We start from the raw sequence: 18024 nt of genomic DNA on the forward strand, positions 1-18024 counted from the left end.
CAGCTTTATTTAATCATAAAAAATTAGCGCTAGGATAACGAGTTTGCCTTTAAATTAAAAGCGGCGCACTCATAAAAGTAGGATGGTTGTAAAAAGAATTAACAAAACGAATTAGCAAAATCGCTTGGCAATAAATAACAGGAGTTGGCGTGAATTATTGGCTGATAAAATCTAACCCAAAATGCTTTAGTATTAATGACTTACAACATATGGGAACGGACATGTGGGATGGCGTTCGCAATTACCGCGCCCGCAATTTTATGCGCGATGAGATGAAAGTTGGCGATAAAGTGATGTTTTATCATTCAAGCGCCAAGCCTTCAGGGGTTGCCGGCATTATGACGGTGAGCCGCGAAGGTTACCCCGACCCGACGCAGTTTCACCCTGAGCACCGCCATTACGACCCCAAAGCCACTGAGGATAAGCCGCGCTGGTTTATGATTGAGGTTGAGTTTGAAAAGGCGTTTCGGGACGTTGTTCCGCTTGAGGATTTAAAAACCCTGCCGGAGCTTGAGGATTCGTTACTGCTACGCAAAGGCTGCGAGCAGTTGACGGTGATGCCGTTAACTGCCATGCACTGGAATGCGATTTTGAACCTTGCCGAAGATTTGGGCGTGTTAGAAAACGACAGATAGCGTTTGATAGCGCTTGATAATAACACTTGATAGTGACTTGGCTGGTCAAAATATTGACATGCTTTGCTGACTTCATTACCATCATAACGTTGATAACCTGTCTGATTCATCATTGAGCGGACAGGTTATTTTGTTTTTGGCGTTTAAAATTTTGGTAATGAGCTAATTTTAAACGCATCACTGACTTACTTTAAGTTGTCACGATTATGACTGGGTTTACGTTTACAAATTTTAAAGGCTATAGCTTGCGCTTAGGCGTCTTGGTGTTGCCGATTTTAATCACTCAATTTTGCCAAGCGGCGCTTGGGGTAGTTGATGCGATTATGGCAGGCCGCGTATCTGCTCTTGACTTGGCAGCGGTGTCCATTGGTTCGGGGATTTGGCTGCCGCTATTTTTACTGGCAACCGGAACGCTGATTGCCACCACGCCTTTAATTGGCGAAGCGGTCGGTCAAAACAATCATGACCACGTGCCGCACATCACTCAGCAGTCGCTTTGGACGGCCGCGGTTATTGGCATTTTGGGATTTATGATTGTCAATATCATGCCAAATGTCTTGGGATTGATGGGCGTTCCTGAAAATATCCAACCCAAAGCGGCGCAGTACCTTCATGGCGTTGCCTTTGGTTTTCCGGCAATTGCCGTTTATGCGGTGCTTCGCAGCTATTGCGAGGCGCTTGGGCGACCTGAGCCTGTGACCATCATTAGCATTATCGGCTTGCTTGCCAATATTCCACTCAACTATATTTTTATTCACGGGCTTTATGGTATGCCAGAGCTTGGCGGCGCAGGCTGCGGAGTGGCAACGGCATTGACCCTTTGGATTAACGTGTTATTGCTCGCCACTTATACGGCGTTTTCAAAGCGGCAGCAATTTGCCAGTACCCGCTTTTTTTACAGCTTTGCGCGCCCAAATCGCGAGCAAATCAGCAAATTATTAAAGCTTGGCATTCCGATTGGCGTTTCTATTTTTTTTGAAGCGAGCCTGTTTAGCCTTGCCTCACTGGTGATTAGCCCACTTGGGGAGCTTGCTGTTGCCTCGCATCAAGTGGCACTTGCGGTGACCTCGCAGCTATTTATGGTGCCAATGTCGGTGGCAATGGCGCTGACCATTATGGTGTCTAACCGCTTTGGTGAAAAAAACCTTACCGCGCTGCGCCATGTCCAAAAAACAGGGCTGATTTGGACGATTGTTATCGCCATTATTTGTATGGTTGGGGTTTGGCTGTTCAGGCCTCAGCTTGCGGCTGCCTTTACCGACAACCCTGAAGTTCAAGCCCAAGCCATGTACTTGCTTATTTTTGCGCTTGGTTATCAGCTTTTTGATGGCTGGCAGGTCAACATTGCAGGAATTTTGCGCGGGATGCAGGACACCACCGTGCCGATGTGGCTAACCTTATTTTGTTATTGGTTAGTGGCGTTGCCGCTTGGTATTTATTTGGTACGCTTTACCGATGTTGGCGCGCAAGGGTTTTGGATGGCACTGGTCACCGGATTATTTTTAGCTGCCATTTTGCTTACTTTGCGGCTGCGCTATCAACAAAAGCGCCTGAATCTTGCTTGGGAAAAATCGGTTTAAGGATACCTTTTTAAAAAAGCGGCGAAAACTCGTGGCTTTTTTAGCTTTCACTGTCGTTAAACACTTTTCTGAAAATGAAAAAAAGCAAAAATCTTGCGATGGTGATGCCAAATTGTGCAAAAATGTGTAAAATTTCCAGTTAACAACTGTACATCGATTGCTCATTGCTATTAATATAGGTATGATTAGCAATCGCATCATCACTATTTTGCTATACCGTTATTTACTCTTAGAATAAGGCTTAAGACCATTATGGATATCGAAAAAATCCGCACCCTCATCGCACTTATGGAAGAAAACGAGCTGGTCAATCTAGAAGTCAGCTCAGAAGATGAGCATATCAGCTTAACGCGCCATTATGAAGCCCCTGCTCCTGCGATTATGGCAGCGCCTACAGCAGCGGCAGTTGCTGCCCCAACAGCAGCCGAGACCAAATCAAGTGCAAAAGCGGGTAGCGTTGAGACTTCGCCAATGGTTGGCGTATTTTATGCCGCCCCAAGCCCAAATGACCCTCCTTTTGTTAAAGTCGGTCAAAAAGTTCAAGCCGGTGATACTTTAGCCATCATCGAAGCCATGAAAATTATGAACCATTTAGAAGCCACCCAAAGCGGTATCATTGACGAAATTTTAGTCAGTAATGGCGAAGTGGTTCAGTTTGGTCAGCCGGTCATTCGCTATAAAGCTTAATATTTGTTGATTTACTTTATATGTTGATGCGGAAAACGAAATTCAGGCGAAATTAATTTTCGCCTCATTTTTCTAGCTTCGCTTACCAAGGATGACCCCATGATAAAAAAACTGCTCATCGCCAACCGCGGCGAGATTGCCCTTCGCATTGTCCGCGCCTGTAAAGCGCTTGGCATTGAGACGGTCGGCGTTTATTCCACCGCTGACGAAAACCTCATGCATCTGCGTTTTGTGGATGAAGCCATTTGTATTGGCAACCCAAACGCCAACCAAAGCTATCTTAATATCAACACCATCTTAACCGCCGCTGAGATTACCGGCGCAGACGCCATTCACCCCGGCTACGGTTTTTTATCTGAAAATGCTGAATTTGCTGAGCAGGTTGAAGAGGCAGGATTGACCTTTGTAGGCCCAAACGCTGACCACATCCGTTTGATGGGAAATAAGGTCTCCGCCATTAACGCGATGAAAAAAGCCGGCGTTCCAACTGTTCCCGGTTCTGTTGGCACAGTGAACTTACATAACGCTGAAGAACAAGCCAAAAATATCGGTTTTCCGCTATTGATTAAAGCGGCAGCCGGTGGCGGCGGTCGCGGCATGCGCGTGGTTGAGCGCTTTGATGAGCTGATTGGTCAAGTTCAAGCGGCAAAACAAGAAGCCGAGCTTTGGTTTGGTGACGATACCGTTTATATGGAGCGCTACCTACAAAACCCGCGCCACGTTGAAGTTCAGGTGCTCGGCGATGGTAACGGTAACGCGATTCATTTATATGACCGCGACTGCTCACTTCAGCGCCGCCATCAAAAGGTACTCGAAGAAGCCCCTGCTCCTGGCATTCCTGACGATGTCCGTGAACCCATCTTGCAAGCTTGCGTTCGAGCTTGTGAATTGGTGAAATATCGCGGCGCCGGAACGTTTGAGTTTTTATTTGAAAATGATGAGTTTTTCTTTATTGAAATGAACACCCGCGTTCAGGTTGAGCATCCGGTCACCGAGATGATTACCGGAATCGATATCGTCGTTGAACAGCTTAAAATTGCGTCAGGTTACGGCTTATCATATCACCAAAGCGAGATTGAAATTCAAGGTCATGCCATTGAGTGCCGGATTAACGCTGAAGATGCGGTAACCTTTAGACCCTCGCCCGGCAAGGTCACTCAGCTTTATAGCCCAAGTGGTGCAGGCGTTCGCTTTGATTCGCATCTGTATCCAAATTACGTGATTCCCACCTATTATGACTCTTTGATTGGCAAGCTCATTTGCCACGGTCAGACGCGCCGGCAAGCCATTGCAAAAACCTTGCACGCCCTTGATGAGTTGATTATCGCTGGTATTAATACCAACATTCCGCTACACCGCGATATTATTTTAGCGGATGATAACTTTGTCAATGAAGCGCAAAACATTCATTATCTTGAAAATGAGCTGCTTCGGAAAAAGCAAGAAGAGCTAAAAAAAGCTGAAGCGGTTTAGTCGTTAGTTATTTAAATTAAAAACCACCTAAAAAAGGTGGTTTTTTTGGCAAACTTTTTAATTAACTAAGTTAAATAAAACCAAATCATCTTGGTAAAATCCGGTGAAAACTCATAAAACACTCTGCCCCCTGCTCGTCTGCACACCACTGCATTTTATCACCCTCATGCTGCAAAAACGCCACGAATGCTTCCCCTGATTGGTCAACTTGGCTTCCTGAACAATCTTTTTCATTGTTATCATAAACCGTTCTAATGGCAATGATGGGCAGACCTTCATCACGATGAGTCACTAAATAATGACCATACGTCCATTCTTTACCGCTGACTGTCCAAACTTCATTGTCAGGAGCAAAATTATAAAGCTCGCGGCATTGGTTATTGGCAGTGATTTTTGGCGGTGCTTTTAAATCTTGAGCTTGATTGTCTTTAGAAAGCTTTGCAAATTTATCTTGAGCCTTTTTTTGGGCGTCTTCCAAATCCACTTCCCATTGACCGGCAATGGCAGGACTAATGTGGGTGGTGATGTTCGTTTGGCTGGTCGGGACATTTGCCGCAGGAAGAGAGGATAAAATAGAAGCGAGGGTAAATGATGCTAAAGAGAGCGATTCCATAATCAGCCTTTTTATAACTTTTATTGAAAACTGTTTGTTTTTTTAAATTTATCAATGATGACTCTTAGCCTAAAGTTTTAAGCGGCAAAACTCAAGTAATATTATGCTATCACGAGTCAAGCCGCTATTGGCTGTATTGCTTATTAGCAAACATCCCTAAACGCAACAACGCCATGATGACGACTCACCATGACGTTAAGTTTCTAACCAAGGTTTTATTCAGATTAAGCAGCGGTTGATTGCGGTGCTTGGGCAAGCGCGGACAAGGCGCCTTTGAGCATGGCAGAAACGGTGCTGCTACAAGTGCCAATCCCTGAATAAATGTCACCGTCGATATTTAGCTGAATATAAGCGGCGGCATTGGCATTGGTTTTATTATCACGGTTGTTGTCATCATCGATGCCATTGCCGCTGTTATGCTGCGGGTTGATGGCATGCTCTGAATAGTTGACTACCTGAATGGCTTTGCCGGTTTGCTTGGCAAGACCATCGATGAACGAGGACAATGGACCGTTTCCAGTACCGTTAATGCTGATGGTGTCCTCATTCATTTTTACTTGACCATCAAAATTCACCTCGCCGCCTTTGTTGGTCACGCTATAATCGAGCAATTCAAACTGACCTTGCTGTAAATAGGTGTCTTCAAAGGTTTTTAAGATTTCATCGTTTTGCAGCTCGCGAGCGGCGGTTTCAGCTTGCTGCTGAACGACTTGGCTAAAGTCAATTTGCATCCAGCGCGGTAAATTAAAGCCATAGTTGCGCTGCAAGATATAAGCCACGCCGCCTTTGCCCGATTGGCTGTTAATGCGAACCACGTCTTGATAGCTGCGACCAATGTGGGCAGGGTCAATCGGTAAGTACGCCACATCCCAAAGGTTTTCGGTCGCCGCTTTATTTTTTTCATTGTAATCAAGCGACTTTTTAATGGCATCTTGGTGCGAGCCACTAAAGGCGGTAAAGACCAAATCGCCGACATACGGGTGGCGCGGATGCAGCGGTAAGTTGTTGCACTCGCTGACCACTTGCACGATTTCGCTCATGTTACTAAAATCAAGCTCAGGGTCGATGCCTTGGCTAAATAAGTTCATCGCCATGACCATAACGTCCATGTTGCCGGTGCGCTCGCCGTTGCCCAAAAGCGTGCCCTCAATGCGGTCTGCGCCGGCAAGAACACCCAATTCAGCGGCGGCAATGGCGCAGCCGCGGTCGTTATGGGTATGCAGGCTAACGATGATGTGTTGACGATTTTTTAAATGGCGACAAAAATACTCAACTTGGTCGGCAAAGACGTTTGGCATCGAGGCTTCAACGGTTGCCGGCAAGTTAATAATCACCCCTTGACCATTTTGCGGCTGCCAAATGTCACAAACCGCGTCGCAAACTTCAACGGCATAATCGGTTTCGGTTTGGCTAAAGCTTTCTGGTGAATACTGAAAAATCCACTCGGTTTCAGGGTATTTTGCCGCGTATTCTTTTAATAAGTTCGCTCCAGTAATCGCAATGTCTTTGATTTCATCACGGTTTTTCGCGTAAACCTTTTCACGCTGAATCTTACTGGTTGAGTTATAAACGTGGACAATCGCGCGGCGAGCCCCTTTTAAGGATTCAAAGGTTCGGGCGATTAAATGCTCGCGAGCTTGAACCAACACTTGCAAGGTCACATCTTCTGGAACGTGATTTTCTTCAATCAATTTGCGGGTAAAGTCAAACTCGACCTGCGCCGCTGAGGGGAAGCCAATTTCGATTTCTTTAAATCCTACATCAACCAGCGTTTTAAAAAAGCGCATTTTTTGCTCAATGGTCATCGGGTCAATCAGCGCTTGGTTGCCATCACGAAGGTCAACGCTTGCCCAAATTGGTGCTTTTTCAATGACTTTGCTTGGCCAAGTGCGGTCGGTAAGGCTTGGCGCAAAGGCAAACGGGCGGTATTTGCGGTAATCAAAAGCGGCGTGTTTTGGGGTGACTTTTTGCGTGGCAGGTTGAGCTTGCGACATAATCAATCCTTAGTGAGGTTTAATACAAAGGTTAGCATCTTTAATGTCATTATAATAGCAAAGAAGCTGAGGGGAAAATCAGCTTTTTAACGTATTTTTTAGTATAATTTTAATTATTTCCCCTATAATAACTATTAAAGATAGCTTTTTTCACTACTAAGATGTATTTTTATGCCAAATAACCTTAACAAAGCCAATATTGACCTTGATACTACCGACAAGCGCTTACTAAAGCTGCTGCAAAATGACGCTCGAATGAGCATCACCGAGCTTGCTGAGCGCGTGAATTTATCCGCAACGCCTTGTGCGCGGCGGCTGAAACGCTTGGAGGATAGCGGCATCATCACCGGTTATCAAACGCAAACGGATGCTGAAAAATTGGGCTACCCATTAGCTGTTTTTATCGCCATCAGTATGGACAGGCACACCGCCGAGCGTTTTTCGCAATTTGAGCAAAAAATCCAAAGCTTTGATGAGGTGGTCAGCTGTAGCATTGTGACGGGGCGAACCGAGGATTATCTAATTAAAGTCCGCGTCCGTGATATGGCGCATTATGAGGAATTTTTACTGCATCGATTGAACCGTATCGAGGGCGTGGCGCAAGTTCATACCAGCTTTGAGCTTCGAGAAGTGTTTAGCCGAAGCGTGGTTTAAGCAGTTATGGGTTTAGTTTGCCGATAAAACCAAATCACCAGTAGTAAGCTAATAACAAGACAGGCAGCAGCAACCATTAGCCCTAAATTAAAATTGTCGCTGTTGCCGGCAAGCCAAACGGTAATTAAAGGTCCTAAAAATTGACCAACGCTATAAGCAAGGGTGGCAACGCCCATAAGTAAATTGGAATATAAAGGATTGATATTTTTAATCAATACCAGCGTCATCGATACAATGCCGGCAAAGGTCAATCCTAAAATAACCGCGTTGCCGTAAAGCCCAAAGGTCGCCGGAAAAATGATGGGAAATAGCATGCCGACTGCTTGCAACAGCGTTAGCCCAATGAGGGTTTGGGTTTCGCCAATTCGCTTGGCAAGCGCGCCCCAAAGCGGGTTTGACAGCATGGCAAAAATGCCAACAATGAGCCAAATCATCAGTCCTACTGAGGTTTGCTCCGGTAAGCGGTGGGTTGCCATCACCGGTAAAAACGTCGCTGAGGTAATATAGCCAAAGCCTTCTAAGGCATAGCTTAAGCAAAGCAGCGCGACCATTTTGCCGTGACCGGAAATTGCCTCAAACAGCGCGCGCTTAAAATTAACGTAGGTATTATAAATAGATAATTTGGTGGTAGCTTTTGGCAACACTTGCGGTCGAATGGCAATTAGCAGTAGCATTACCGGCAAGCTAATCAGGCTAGCCATAAGCCAAATCGTATCAAAGTGATACTCAAGCGACAATAGCGTCCAAGTCAGCACCGCCGAGGCGCTAATCCCCGCGCCGATTCCGGCGTAATGAATACTTGAGAGCACCGAGCGCCGCGGCGCACTTAAATAGCCAAGCACCAAGCTTGAGCTTAAAATCATGGCAACGCCGCTTGCCACCCCTGCAATCGCCCGAATCAAATACCAAGCCCACAACGCCAAATTTGGTGTCGCAAGTAAACTTGTGGTGATAATGCTTATCAGCGCCCAAAATATTAAGGACGGCCACGTCAAGCGCTGCGGCACAAACATGGCAATCAATGCCCCAAAAAAGTAGCCGATATAATTGACTGACGCAAGCGCGCCTGCGGTTTGGGTGCTTAATTCAAGCTGAGTGATAATGTCAGGCAAGGTTGCGGTAAATAAAAACCGCCCAAACCCCATCACCACCGCCATGGCATAAAGGCCAATAAAGGCAATGGCAACTTCATTAGTAATTTTTAAACGGCTAAAAGTTGGGGTCGTCATAACGTTCTAGGCAATCGCAAACCGGTAGCCAGTTGCGCTCACAATCCTTGTGATTAAGGTCAAACCAAAAAACTGTTTTAAGATACCAGTTTTGGCAACTCGTCATCTTGAGCTAAAACTTGAATTCGATTGTCGCTAAACATATCCATATCAGGGGCAAGCACCTGCAAAAAGCGGTCAAAATAGAGCATTTGCTTGGCAAGCAGCGCAAAATCGCGCGGAAAATGAATACCATGACGCTTGCCGACTTCAACAATTTCAAGCATCATTTTATTTAATTCATCGGCTTGCTCTTTGGTGTTAAATGGCTTGCCGCTAGTAAAGACTTTTTCTTCAGCAGCAACCGTTTGCATCATTTTGGCAACGTCATTTGCTAGCGCGTCAACATCGACACTATCTTTATCATAGGTCATTTCCATATCAACCATCGCTTGCGCCATCGCTCGGTAGTCGCTATCTTGCAGCGCTTGCATCATCGCAAGGCAGGCGCGCCAGCTTTCCGCTTTTAGCGTTCCGACAATGCCAAAATCCAAAAAGCCGATTCGACCATCGTTCAGTAGCATCAAATTGCCCGCGTGCAAATCGGCATGGAAGCTATTGCAAAGCATCAAGCTTGCAAACCACGTGTTGAGCGTGTCCGCCATCACTTGTGCAGGGTCGCTACAATATTGGCGCATCGCGGCTTCATCAATCATCGAGACGCCATGCAGTCGGCTCATGGTCAATACACGCTCGGTGGTTAGCCGCTCGATGACTTTTGGGGCAACCACGCGGCTGTTGTTTGAAACGGTTAAAAACTGCTGAAAATCGCGGATGTTTTGCGCCTCAGCAATAAAGTCGGTTTCGGCAAGCATTCGCAAACGAATCTCATCAATAATCGGCGCAAGACTTGCAAAGCGCATTGAGGGCATGAGTTTTTCTAACACTTTGGTGGTCAAATGCAGCACGCCCAAATCCGTTTGCATGATGGTTTTCACATCCGGTTTTTGAACTTTAAGCACCACCTCATCACCGTTTGGCAACTTAGCGGCATGGACTTGAGCAATCGACGCTGAGGCAAGCGGCGTTTCCTCAATGGATAAAAACAGCCCATCAAGCGTTTTACCGTCCGCTTCCAATTCTTCTTGAAGCACTTTTTTGATATAGCTGAACGGCAGCGGCGTGGTTTGGTCTAAGCAGTCTTGAAACGCCATCACGTATTGGCGCGGAAACAGCGACGGCGTACTGGCAATAAACTGACCGATTTTGATATAGGTCGTGCCAAGCTGCTCAAAGGTTTCTTTTAGCAGCATGGCATCCGGCTTTTCGCCTTGAGCAACCCGAAGCAGCGACAATCCGGTCACACTTGCGGTTTGGCGGACGCGATTGGCAACATTGAGCGTATGCTTGAATAAATGCGGTCGATGCAGTTTCATAATTGTTATGCTCTAGGTTATTTTAAATCGGTTTTCAAAAAGGACTTTTAGCTGCCATTAGCGCTGACAAGCTGAACAATTCAAATCTTTTTTATAGCCCATCACTCGCTGCTGCATTCGCAAACCATCCCATAATAGCAGCTTATTGGCAAGCGGATTGTTACCCAGCCCCAAATATTGCAGCGCTAAGTTGGCTTGCAAATTTCCCATAATGGCGGTGGTGCTGGCAAGGACACCAGAATTGGCGCAAGTTCGGTCGTCGTCACTGATACTATCACCAAAAATGCACTGATAGCAGCCATTATTTTGGCTCGGCTCAAACAGTGCCAATTGACCTTGAAAGCCAATGGCAGAGGCGCTTAGCAGTGGCAATTGATAACGAATGCTTAAGCGATTGCTCATATCACGGGTGGCAAAATTGTCGCTACAATCAAGCAGCAAATCAGGCATTTTGCTGCTAAATCGAGTTAAAATCTCAATGGCGTTATCATCGGTTAAGCGCTCGGTACTGCCATGAGCGTTAATTAACGGATTAATGTCGTTAAGCATTTTGGCGGCGGTGAATGCTTTTGATTTTCCAATATCTTTTGGCAAAAACAGCGTTTGCCGCTGCAAATTGCTCATTTCAATCTCGTCATCATCAATCAAATGAACAAAGCCAACGCCCGCCCGAACCAAGGTTTCCGACGCCGGACAGCCAAGACCACCTGCGCCAATAAGCACCACTCGCGCCGATTTTAACTTGATTTGAGCATCAATATCCCAGCCCGACAGCAGCACTTGCCGCGAGTAGCGTAGCAGCTCATCATCGCTTAGCTGATTAAGTTTTTCATTATCCGTCATGAGCGTCCCCTATCCCTGACCCGCGTTTTGCCAAACACCAAGCGTTACCCGATCGTTTTGCCCAAAATCTTGCAGCGTGGTTATGGCGGCAAATCCGCGATTTTCAAACAACCTGCGGACGCTTGACCCTTGATCAAAACCATGCTCAATCGCTAATAAACCATTATTTTGCAAAAAATTCGGCGCACTTTGAACGATAGTTTCAATATCGGCTAGACCTTGATTTTTTGCCGTCAGCGCGGTGATTGGCTCGGCGGTTAACTCTGTTAAATGGCTGTCCATCTCATCGATATAAGGCGGATTTGACACAATCACATCAAAGCGCGAATTTTTATCGTTATTAAATGCCGTAAACCAAGAGCTTTGAATAAAATTAATGCAAGCATCATTTAACTTAGCGTTTTTTTCAGCAATGATAAGCGCGTCTTTTGAAATATCCACCGCCGTGACTTGCCAATTTTGCAGAGATTTTTCAGCAGCAAGGCTAATGGCAATACAGCCCGACCCTGTTCCTAAATCAAGCAGCTTTGGCAAATAGCTTGGCTCATGATTGTGCTTAGCCCAATTTTTTTCAATCCAGTTGAGCACCGTTTCTACCAAAACTTCAGTATCTGGTCTTGGGATAAGCGTATGCTCGTTAACTAAAAATTCATGCCGCCAAAATGCTTGCTTTCCCGTTAAATAAGCAAGCGGCGTGCCGTTTTGCATCTTTTTAATTCCGGAATAAAACTGCGAAAGTTCTTCAGAATTCAGCTCGTAATCATTTTCCGTAATCAGCGCCGTTGCCGATTTGCCCGTGACAAACAGCAGCCAATCGGTAATCCAAAACTTAGGCAAGTTTTGATGAGCCGCGCCCTCAATAATGGCTTGGGCTTCCTGTTTAATCTGCCGAATACTGGTCATAACTGCCCTTTTTACCCTTTATTCAGCAGCTCGCGGCGGCTCGTTGGTGTCGGTAAGTAACGGATTGGCTTGGGTTAAATCGTCATCATCGTCATTGCCGCCGATAACAATATATTTATCCGCCAAATAAATCAGCGCCAAAATCGGCAAGCCAATAGCAAAGGTAAAGGCAAAAAAGAACGGATAGCCCATATTATCAACGATTGTCCCTGAATAGCCGCCAAGAACTTTGGGGAACAAAGTCATAAGCGAGGAAAAAATCGCATATTGAACAGCGGTAAAGCGAATCGAGGTCAAAGCCGATAAAAACGCTATAAATACCGCGCTGGCAAGCCCTGCCGCTAAGTTATCGGCAATCACCGCCAAATAAAGATAGCTTAAGCTTGCTGGATGATAGGTCAAAAGGATAAATAGCAAGTTGGTCGCGCAAGCTAAAACTGCGCCAACCATCATCGCTTGCATCATGCGCATTTTTTGCGCCAAAATACCACCCAAAAAGCCGCCAGCAATGACCATAATTACGCCAACCAATTTTACAGCATTGGCAATATCGGTTTTGCTAAAGCCCATATCTTGATAAAAGACGTTGGAAATCACGCCTGCCACAATGTCCGAGACGCGGTACAAGCCAATAAGCGCGAGCAGCAACAGTGCTTTTTTACCATAGCGGCGGAAAAAATCGGCAATCGGCTCAATCCAAGTGCTATAAGCGACCTGTTTTTGCACCAAACCAACTTTAACCAAAGCCACGCCAATCATCAGCGCTGCTGCTAAACTGACCATCAAATGAATCGTTTCAAATAAAAAGCCTAATAAAACGCTTTCGGTTTCAGGAAGCAGCGCACCAAAATTGGCAAAAACCATCAAAAAACCAATGACCGACAGCGCAAAAACCGCGACCAAGCGACTGTAATCAGAGGTTTGCCGCGTTTCGCGAACTTGATTGGAAACTGGCTCACGAATAAGCAAGGTCGTCACCACGCCCACGCCCATCACCGCTGCCATAATAAAGTAGGTATTGCGCCAAGCTTCATAGCTGTAAGCGGCTTCGGTTGAGCCAAAAAAGTCTGCCAAATATAGCGCCCCTGCTCCTGCCACAATCATTCCAAGGCGATACCCTGCTGTGTACATTGCCGACAGCACCGATTGCAGACTCGTTGGCGCAAGCTCAATTCGGTAAGCATCGACCACGATATCTTGCGTTGCCGAGGAAAACCCAAGCAGCACCGCGCCAATTGCCATCAGCGTTAAATTGTCACTACTGATCGGATTGACGCTTGCCATCATACAAATGGCTAGGATAATCAGCACTTGCGACACCAAAATCCAACTGCGCCTGCGACCTAACAGCTTATTTAAAATGGGAAACGGTACGGCGTCCACTAAGGGTGCCCAAATAAACTTAAAGGAGTAACCAAGCGCCGCCCAACTAAACATGGTGACCACGCTGCGGTCAACGCCCGCCTCGCGAAGCCAAAGCGATAGGCTTGAAAAAATCAGCAAAATTGGGATTCCGGCGGCAAAACCAAGCAAGAGCATAATAATCGCGCGCCGGTCAAGATAGGCTTTTGCCGCGCTGCCCCAAGATTTTTTCTTAGAAGCAGAAGGAACAGGATTTACAGCAGTCATAACATATCACCAAACCATCAAAACTAAAGCCGCTCCCTGCTTTTGGCAAACCATCCTGATGCCAGTTATCGCGAGCCGACCGCAAAATGCAATTATGGTACTTGAGATTATCTGGCTTGACTAGCGGTCTTGATTATTTTTTTCTGACTTCCCTTGACTGCCCCTCAATATCATTCCCTAACCTTGCTTAGTGTAAGTTTTCGTGATTTGAGCTATCAGAATTATTAAAAACTTAATGTAGTCTTTGATTTAATCAACATACTTTTAAAAAAAATTTGCTAAACTTATTATTTGCCGTGAAATAAAAAATATGAATAAGTTATTTTAAAAATTTATAATGAAACCAAGGTAATCACATGCTCTATCCCATCGCCATCCGTAATCAAGACCAGCAGTTTATAGGTATTTTGCCTGATCTGCCTGATTTAACCATTTTTGCTGACAATATTGCCGAGGTTATCAGTCAAGCGCGATTTACTGTTATGACTCATTTATTAGCGCTTTATGCTCAAGGTAAGCCGCTGCCAAATGGCAGTGACATTAGCGACCACTTATCTCCCTCGAATCGACCAAACCCTTTTGCCGGAGTTACTTGGGCGATTATCAGTATTGATGCTGCGCGCATTGAGGGAACCACGGTGAAACTATCGATTGACCTGCCAGAGCCGCTATTAACTCGCGCCCGCCATTATCTTGCTAATCAATCCCAAATGGAATGCCCTTTACCTACTCACTCCCAAAACCTTAATGAGCTGATTACTAAAGCCCTACAAGCTTATTTACCGTCCTACCAAAACTCATAGCCCAAGTTGAGACTCGTAGCAAAATTGCAATCGCTATTGCCTGTTAGTAGAACCAGCCTATTATTATTTTATATTCCAAAATAGTATAAATTGATACCTATCTATTATATACAAGAATAATAGATTTGCTTTAAACTACCTTTTTGCTGCCACCAACGGCAAGAGAGCTCAGTAAAGCGCCAAATGGCAGCAGACCGTTTAGGTTTGATGGACTTGTAGCATTTATTTTTTAGCGTATTAGGATAATTTATGGCAATTGATATGGTGGTCAATCAGCGGCATCTACAAATTCAGCTCAAGCAGCTAGAAACAGTTTGGCATACCGTGGTTAATGGCTACAATTTAAGCCAAGCGGCGCTCGTCCTGCACACCAGCCAATCAAGCCTATCTAAGCACATTGCAGCACTTGAAAATCAGCTTAAAACCGAAGTATTTGTCCGCCAAGGCAAACGCTTAACTGGATTGACTGAAATGGGAATGGCACTTATGCCGCACATTGAGTCCATTTTTGCGGAAATCCGCACCATTGAAAATCTCAGCCTTGATTTTAACAATCCCAATACCGGAACGTTGACGATTGCCACCACACACACGCAAGCGCGCTATGTGTTGCCCGAAGTGGTGAAAATCTTTAAAGAGCGCTTTCCAAAGGTAAACCTTATCTTGCAGCAAGCCGACCCTGAAACCATTGCCCAAATGGTCATCCGTGGTCAAGCGGACATTGGTATTGCCACCGAAGCGCTACTGCATAACAGCTATTTGCGCTGCTATCGCTACTACGACTGGACGCATCGGGTCATTGTTCCAAGTGACCACGAGTTGGCAGGGCTTGAGGATATTGATTTGCCAACGCTTGCCAGCTACCCGATTGTCACCTATCACGGCGGCTTTACTGGTCGCGGCGCGATTGACAAGACCTTTAGCGAAGCAGGACTTGAGCCGGATATTGTATTAGCTGCCCTTGATGCTGACGTGATTAGCACCTATGTGGATGCAGGACTTGGCATTGGTATCATTGCCGAGATGGCATTTGACCCCAATCATTATCAAAATTTAACTGCCATTCCAGTCAGTCATTTTGGGCGCTTTACCAGTTGGATGGCGGTTCGTGATGATGCTGAAATCCGCCAATACGGTCGCGCGTTTATGGAACTCTGCCAACAGCAATTTGATAAAAAATAACGTCTTTTTAATGCCAAATTTAATGCAAATGACGGTGCAGTCGCCGTTTTTTGTTATCGATATTAACAATTGCCTTTATTTCTAAGAAGGTCGCCGCATTATAGTGATTACGGTTTTTTAACCGATAATAAATAACTAGTGAGGTGACCTATGTCTGAGGACAATCCCAATTCTACCATTCCTATTTCATTTTTAGATTTAGCGCCCGTGCCACAAGGCAAATCAACGGCTGAGGGTATTTTTCAAACGGTGGCGATGGCAAAATGCGCTGAAGCCGTTGGCTTAAATCGCTATTGGATGGCAGAGCATCACAATATGCCAGGGATTGCCAGTGCGGCAACTGCCGTGTTGCTGTCGCATATTGGCAGTCAAACCAAAAGTATTCGCATCGGCTCAGGCGGGGTCATGCTGCCAAATCACGCGCCACTGACCATTGCCGAGCAGTTCGGAACGCTGCAAGCGCTTTATGGCGACCGCATTGATTTGGGACTTGGTCGCGCCCCTGGCACGGATGGCGCAACTTTTCGTGCTTTGCGGCGGCAAATGAACGACGCCGAGCGCTTTCCGCAAGATGTTCAAGAATTACTGTTTTTTTTGAGTAATGACACTGGCTCAAGTCCCGTTCAAGCGATTCCGGGGGCAGGGTCAAACGTGCCGATTTGGATTTTGGGGTCGTCATTGTTTGGCGCAACGCTTGCCGCCCATTTAGGGCTGCCTTACGCGTTTGCCTCGCATTTTGCGCCGCAAATGATGAGCCAAGCTATTGCAGCTTACCGCGATAACTTTCAGCCATCGAGCTATTTGCAAGCACCTTATGTCATGCTTGCAGCAAATTTGCTGCTTGCCAATGATGATGAAACCGCAAAGTATCACTTTACGTCAGCTCAGCAAAGCTTTGTACGACTGCGCCGAGGTGAGCGCGGTCAGATGCCAAAACCTGTCCGTGATATGAGCGAAATTTGGAGTCCAAGCGAAAAAATGATGGTGGATAAATCCTTATCGGTAGCATTTGTTGGTGCGCCTGAAACCGTTCAGCCAAAGCTTGCTGACTTTATCGCTCGCTACCGTCCTGATGAACTCATCGTTACTGCCAACGTCTTTGACCAAGAGGCAAGGCTTACGTCACTAAAACTCATACCAAAGTTAAATTTGTTTACTTTACAAAGATAAAGCGCGATTGCATACTTAATAGTAAGCTTTTATTGATAAACTTTATTGGAGTGCTTACTATGGAACCTGCCCCTGTCATTGGCTCAACGATTTTTATGTATATCGCTGGCTTTGTGCTGCTGCTTATTATCGGTGGTTATTTAACCTATCGCATCAGCCCAAGCCGCAAAAAACGCTTGGAAGAAAAACGCAATATCAGTGACCGCGATACCGACAGCCGCGTTTAATATCAGCTTGATAACCGCCGCCAATGCAACATTGACGGCGTTAATTACTCTTTAAAATAAATTAAAAAAATAATAACTGCATTATTTTAACAATAACAATTTTTTATCTAAAAAGCTTAAAGAAAAAGGTCACCAAGCTATAACTTGATGACCTTTTTCTTTTATAAGTGGTTTTCTGAATCTAAAGCTTCAAACAAACACCATGCCATCTGTCGTTTCATGAGCCTTAATATCAACTTGATAAACGTCGCTAAGCGATTGGCAAGTCATCACCTCGCTAGGCGTACCTTGAGCCACCACGCGGCCTTGGCTTAATAGCACGACTTCATCGGTGTAACGGTGGGCGTGGGTCAAGTCATGCAATACGACCAAAATGCTTTTTTGGCGCAGGCGAACCAAATCATGAAGATAGCGCAGTAAAAAACGCTGATGGCGGATGTCTAAATGGTTGGTTGGCTCATCAAACATCAAAATTTCGGTATCTTGCATCAGCGCGCGAACGATGGCAAGGCGCTGCTTTTCACCGCCCGATAAGCTTTGAACGCGTGAATCAAGCAAGCTTACTAACTCAAACTCTTGCAGCAAGTGCTTAGCGCGCTTGACGTGGTCTTTGTTTGGGCGCTGATACCAAGCTAGATTTGGTGACACGCCAAGCAGGGCATAATCAAGGACGGTCAGCGGTAATTCAAAGCGCTCATGCTGACCAACCCAAGCGATTTTGCCCGCTTGTAGTGCTTCATTTATCGGCTTCCCTTGAACGCTGATATCCCCTTGGGTGCTCAGCCCCAAGCTTGAATGCTGACCTAAAATGCTGTGCAGCAGCGTGCTTTTTCCTGCGCCATTAGGACCAATAAACGCCACCAGTTTTTGCTTGGGCAAGCAAAGCTTTTCAACATCAAGCAGCAGCTTTTGACCTGATTGAATCCGGATATTATTAAGCGTTAACAGCGCGTCATTTGCTATCATAGTCATTACCAAATCCTTGTT

At 45.8% G+C, this 18024-nt stretch carries 17 protein-coding genes; 9 read left to right on the forward strand and 8 right to left on the reverse strand.

Annotated features, from left to right (window positions below; translation table 11 throughout):
• Positions 1–149: 149 nt before the first annotated feature.
• From ACZ5XY_RS00550 to accC, 4 genes are all read left to right on the forward strand, one after another.
• Positions 150–635 carry an EVE domain-containing protein gene (locus ACZ5XY_RS00550; RefSeq protein WP_464741975.1) on the forward strand — a complete coding sequence of 162 codons (486 nt, stop codon included), beginning with the start codon at positions 150–152 and terminating at the stop codon, positions 633–635.
• Positions 636–841: 206 nt separating this feature from the next.
• Entirely contained in the window at positions 842–2215 is a 1374-nt protein-coding gene (locus ACZ5XY_RS00555) for an MATE family efflux transporter (RefSeq protein WP_464741977.1), read from the forward strand.
• A 252-nt stretch (positions 2216–2467) separates the two neighbouring features.
• Positions 2468–2902, forward strand: coding sequence for an acetyl-CoA carboxylase biotin carboxyl carrier protein (accB, locus tag ACZ5XY_RS00560; protein WP_464741979.1), 435 nt, complete (start codon positions 2468–2470; stop codon positions 2900–2902).
• Positions 2903–3001: 99 nt separating this feature from the next.
• Positions 3002–4375, forward strand: coding sequence for an acetyl-CoA carboxylase biotin carboxylase subunit (gene accC / locus ACZ5XY_RS00565; protein ID WP_464741981.1), 1374 nt, complete (start codon positions 3002–3004; stop codon positions 4373–4375).
• 85 nt (positions 4376–4460) lie between these two features.
• Here accC and ACZ5XY_RS00570 read toward each other — a convergent pair whose 3' ends face one another.
• On the reverse strand, positions 4461–4988 hold the full coding sequence (locus ACZ5XY_RS00570) for a hypothetical protein (RefSeq protein WP_464741983.1): 528 nt from the start codon (positions 4986–4988) through the stop codon (positions 4461–4463).
• Between the two features lie 224 nt (positions 4989–5212).
• Positions 5213–6982, reverse strand: coding sequence for a 2-isopropylmalate synthase (gene leuA, locus ACZ5XY_RS00575; RefSeq protein ID WP_464741985.1), 1770 nt, complete (start codon positions 6980–6982; stop codon positions 5213–5215).
• Between the two features lie 171 nt (positions 6983–7153).
• Between leuA and ACZ5XY_RS00580 the strand changes: the two genes are divergently transcribed.
• Complete coding sequence (locus tag ACZ5XY_RS00580; protein WP_464741987.1) at positions 7154–7636, forward strand: Lrp/AsnC family transcriptional regulator; 483 nt, start codon at positions 7154–7156, stop codon at positions 7634–7636.
• On the opposite strand, the gene ACZ5XY_RS00585 is transcribed toward ACZ5XY_RS00580, so the two are convergent.
• The 5 genes from ACZ5XY_RS00585 to ACZ5XY_RS00605 all read right to left on the reverse strand — a co-directional run bounded on the left by ACZ5XY_RS00585 (position 7633) and on the right by ACZ5XY_RS00605 (position 13655).
• Positions 7633–8865 carry a YbfB/YjiJ family MFS transporter gene (locus ACZ5XY_RS00585; RefSeq protein WP_464741989.1) on the reverse strand — a complete coding sequence of 411 codons (1233 nt, stop codon included), beginning with the start codon at positions 8863–8865 and terminating at the stop codon, positions 7633–7635. The genes ACZ5XY_RS00580 and ACZ5XY_RS00585 overlap by 4 nt on opposite strands.
• A 77-nt stretch (positions 8866–8942) precedes the next feature.
• Positions 8943–10280 (reverse strand): ABC1 kinase family protein, encoded by a 1338-nt coding sequence (locus ACZ5XY_RS00590; RefSeq protein ID WP_464741991.1) that lies wholly within the window; start codon positions 10278–10280, stop codon positions 8943–8945.
• A gap of 57 nt (positions 10281–10337) precedes the next feature.
• Complete coding sequence (locus ACZ5XY_RS00595; protein ID WP_464741992.1) at positions 10338–11123, reverse strand: HesA/MoeB/ThiF family protein; 786 nt, start codon at positions 11121–11123, stop codon at positions 10338–10340.
• A gap of 9 nt (positions 11124–11132) precedes the next feature.
• Positions 11133–12026, reverse strand: a complete 894-nt coding sequence (prmC, locus tag ACZ5XY_RS00600) for a peptide chain release factor N(5)-glutamine methyltransferase (RefSeq protein ID WP_464741994.1) — start codon at positions 12024–12026, stop codon at positions 11133–11135.
• 18 nt (positions 12027–12044) lie between these two features.
• A complete protein-coding gene (locus ACZ5XY_RS00605; protein ID WP_464741996.1) occupies positions 12045–13655 on the reverse strand; it encodes an AmpG family muropeptide MFS transporter in 1611 nt (536 codons plus the stop codon).
• Positions 13656–14011: 356 nt separating this feature from the next.
• On the opposite strand from ACZ5XY_RS00605, the gene ACZ5XY_RS00610 reads away from it, so the two are divergent.
• The 4 genes from ACZ5XY_RS00610 to ACZ5XY_RS00625 all read left to right on the forward strand — a co-directional run bounded on the left by ACZ5XY_RS00610 (position 14012) and on the right by ACZ5XY_RS00625 (position 17037).
• Positions 14012–14458, forward strand: coding sequence for a type II toxin-antitoxin system HicB family antitoxin (locus ACZ5XY_RS00610; protein ID WP_464741998.1), 447 nt, complete (start codon positions 14012–14014; stop codon positions 14456–14458).
• Between the two features lie 249 nt (positions 14459–14707).
• Positions 14708–15640 (forward strand): LysR substrate-binding domain-containing protein, encoded by a 933-nt coding sequence (locus tag ACZ5XY_RS00615; RefSeq protein WP_464742000.1) that lies wholly within the window; start codon positions 14708–14710, stop codon positions 15638–15640.
• Positions 15641–15790: 150 nt separating this feature from the next.
• Positions 15791–16810 carry an LLM class flavin-dependent oxidoreductase gene (locus ACZ5XY_RS00620; RefSeq protein WP_464742002.1) on the forward strand — a complete coding sequence of 340 codons (1020 nt, stop codon included), beginning with the start codon at positions 15791–15793 and terminating at the stop codon, positions 16808–16810.
• A 59-nt stretch (positions 16811–16869) separates the two neighbouring features.
• Complete coding sequence (locus ACZ5XY_RS00625) at positions 16870–17037, forward strand: hypothetical protein (protein ID WP_464742004.1); 168 nt, start codon at positions 16870–16872, stop codon at positions 17035–17037.
• Positions 17038–17226: 189 nt separating this feature from the next.
• On the opposite strand, the gene ACZ5XY_RS00630 is transcribed toward ACZ5XY_RS00625, so the two are convergent.
• Positions 17227–18009, reverse strand: a complete 783-nt coding sequence (locus ACZ5XY_RS00630; protein ID WP_464742006.1) for an ABC transporter ATP-binding protein — start codon at positions 18007–18009, stop codon at positions 17227–17229.
• Positions 18010–18024 lie beyond the last annotated feature (15 nt).

It is taken from the genome of Psychrobacter sp. GTC18467 (assembly GCF_055397455.1).

Coding starts and splice junctions, on each gene's coding strand:
- ACZ5XY_RS00555 (WP_464741977.1), top strand. CDS start 842: ATGACTGGGTTTACGTTTACAAATTTTAAAGGCTATAGCTTGCGCTTA.
- accB (WP_464741979.1), top strand. CDS start 2,468: ATGGATATCGAAAAAATCCGCACCCTCATCGCACTTATGGAAGAAAAC.
- accC (WP_464741981.1), top strand. CDS start 3,002: ATGATAAAAAAACTGCTCATCGCCAACCGCGGCGAGATTGCCCTTCGC.
- ACZ5XY_RS00570 (WP_464741983.1), bottom strand. CDS start 4,988: ATGGAATCGCTCTCTTTAGCATCATTTACCCTCGCTTCTATTTTATCC.
- leuA (WP_464741985.1), bottom strand. CDS start 6,982: ATGTCGCAAGCTCAACCTGCCACGCAAAAAGTCACCCCAAAACACGCC.
- ACZ5XY_RS00580 (WP_464741987.1), top strand. CDS start 7,154: ATGCCAAATAACCTTAACAAAGCCAATATTGACCTTGATACTACCGAC.
- ACZ5XY_RS00585 (WP_464741989.1), bottom strand. CDS start 8,865: ATGACGACCCCAACTTTTAGCCGTTTAAAAATTACTAATGAAGTTGCC.
- ACZ5XY_RS00590 (WP_464741991.1), bottom strand. CDS start 10,280: ATGAAACTGCATCGACCGCATTTATTCAAGCATACGCTCAATGTTGCC.
- ACZ5XY_RS00595 (WP_464741992.1), bottom strand. CDS start 11,123: ATGACGGATAATGAAAAACTTAATCAGCTAAGCGATGATGAGCTGCTA.
- prmC (WP_464741994.1), bottom strand. CDS start 12,026: ATGACCAGTATTCGGCAGATTAAACAGGAAGCCCAAGCCATTATTGAG.
- ACZ5XY_RS00605 (WP_464741996.1), bottom strand. CDS start 13,655: ATGACTGCTGTAAATCCTGTTCCTTCTGCTTCTAAGAAAAAATCTTGG.
- ACZ5XY_RS00610 (WP_464741998.1), top strand. CDS start 14,012: ATGCTCTATCCCATCGCCATCCGTAATCAAGACCAGCAGTTTATAGGT.
- ACZ5XY_RS00615 (WP_464742000.1), top strand. CDS start 14,708: ATGGCAATTGATATGGTGGTCAATCAGCGGCATCTACAAATTCAGCTC.
- ACZ5XY_RS00620 (WP_464742002.1), top strand. CDS start 15,791: ATGTCTGAGGACAATCCCAATTCTACCATTCCTATTTCATTTTTAGAT.
- ACZ5XY_RS00625 (WP_464742004.1), top strand. CDS start 16,870: ATGGAACCTGCCCCTGTCATTGGCTCAACGATTTTTATGTATATCGCT.
- ACZ5XY_RS00630 (WP_464742006.1), bottom strand. CDS start 18,009: ATGACTATGATAGCAAATGACGCGCTGTTAACGCTTAATAATATCCGG.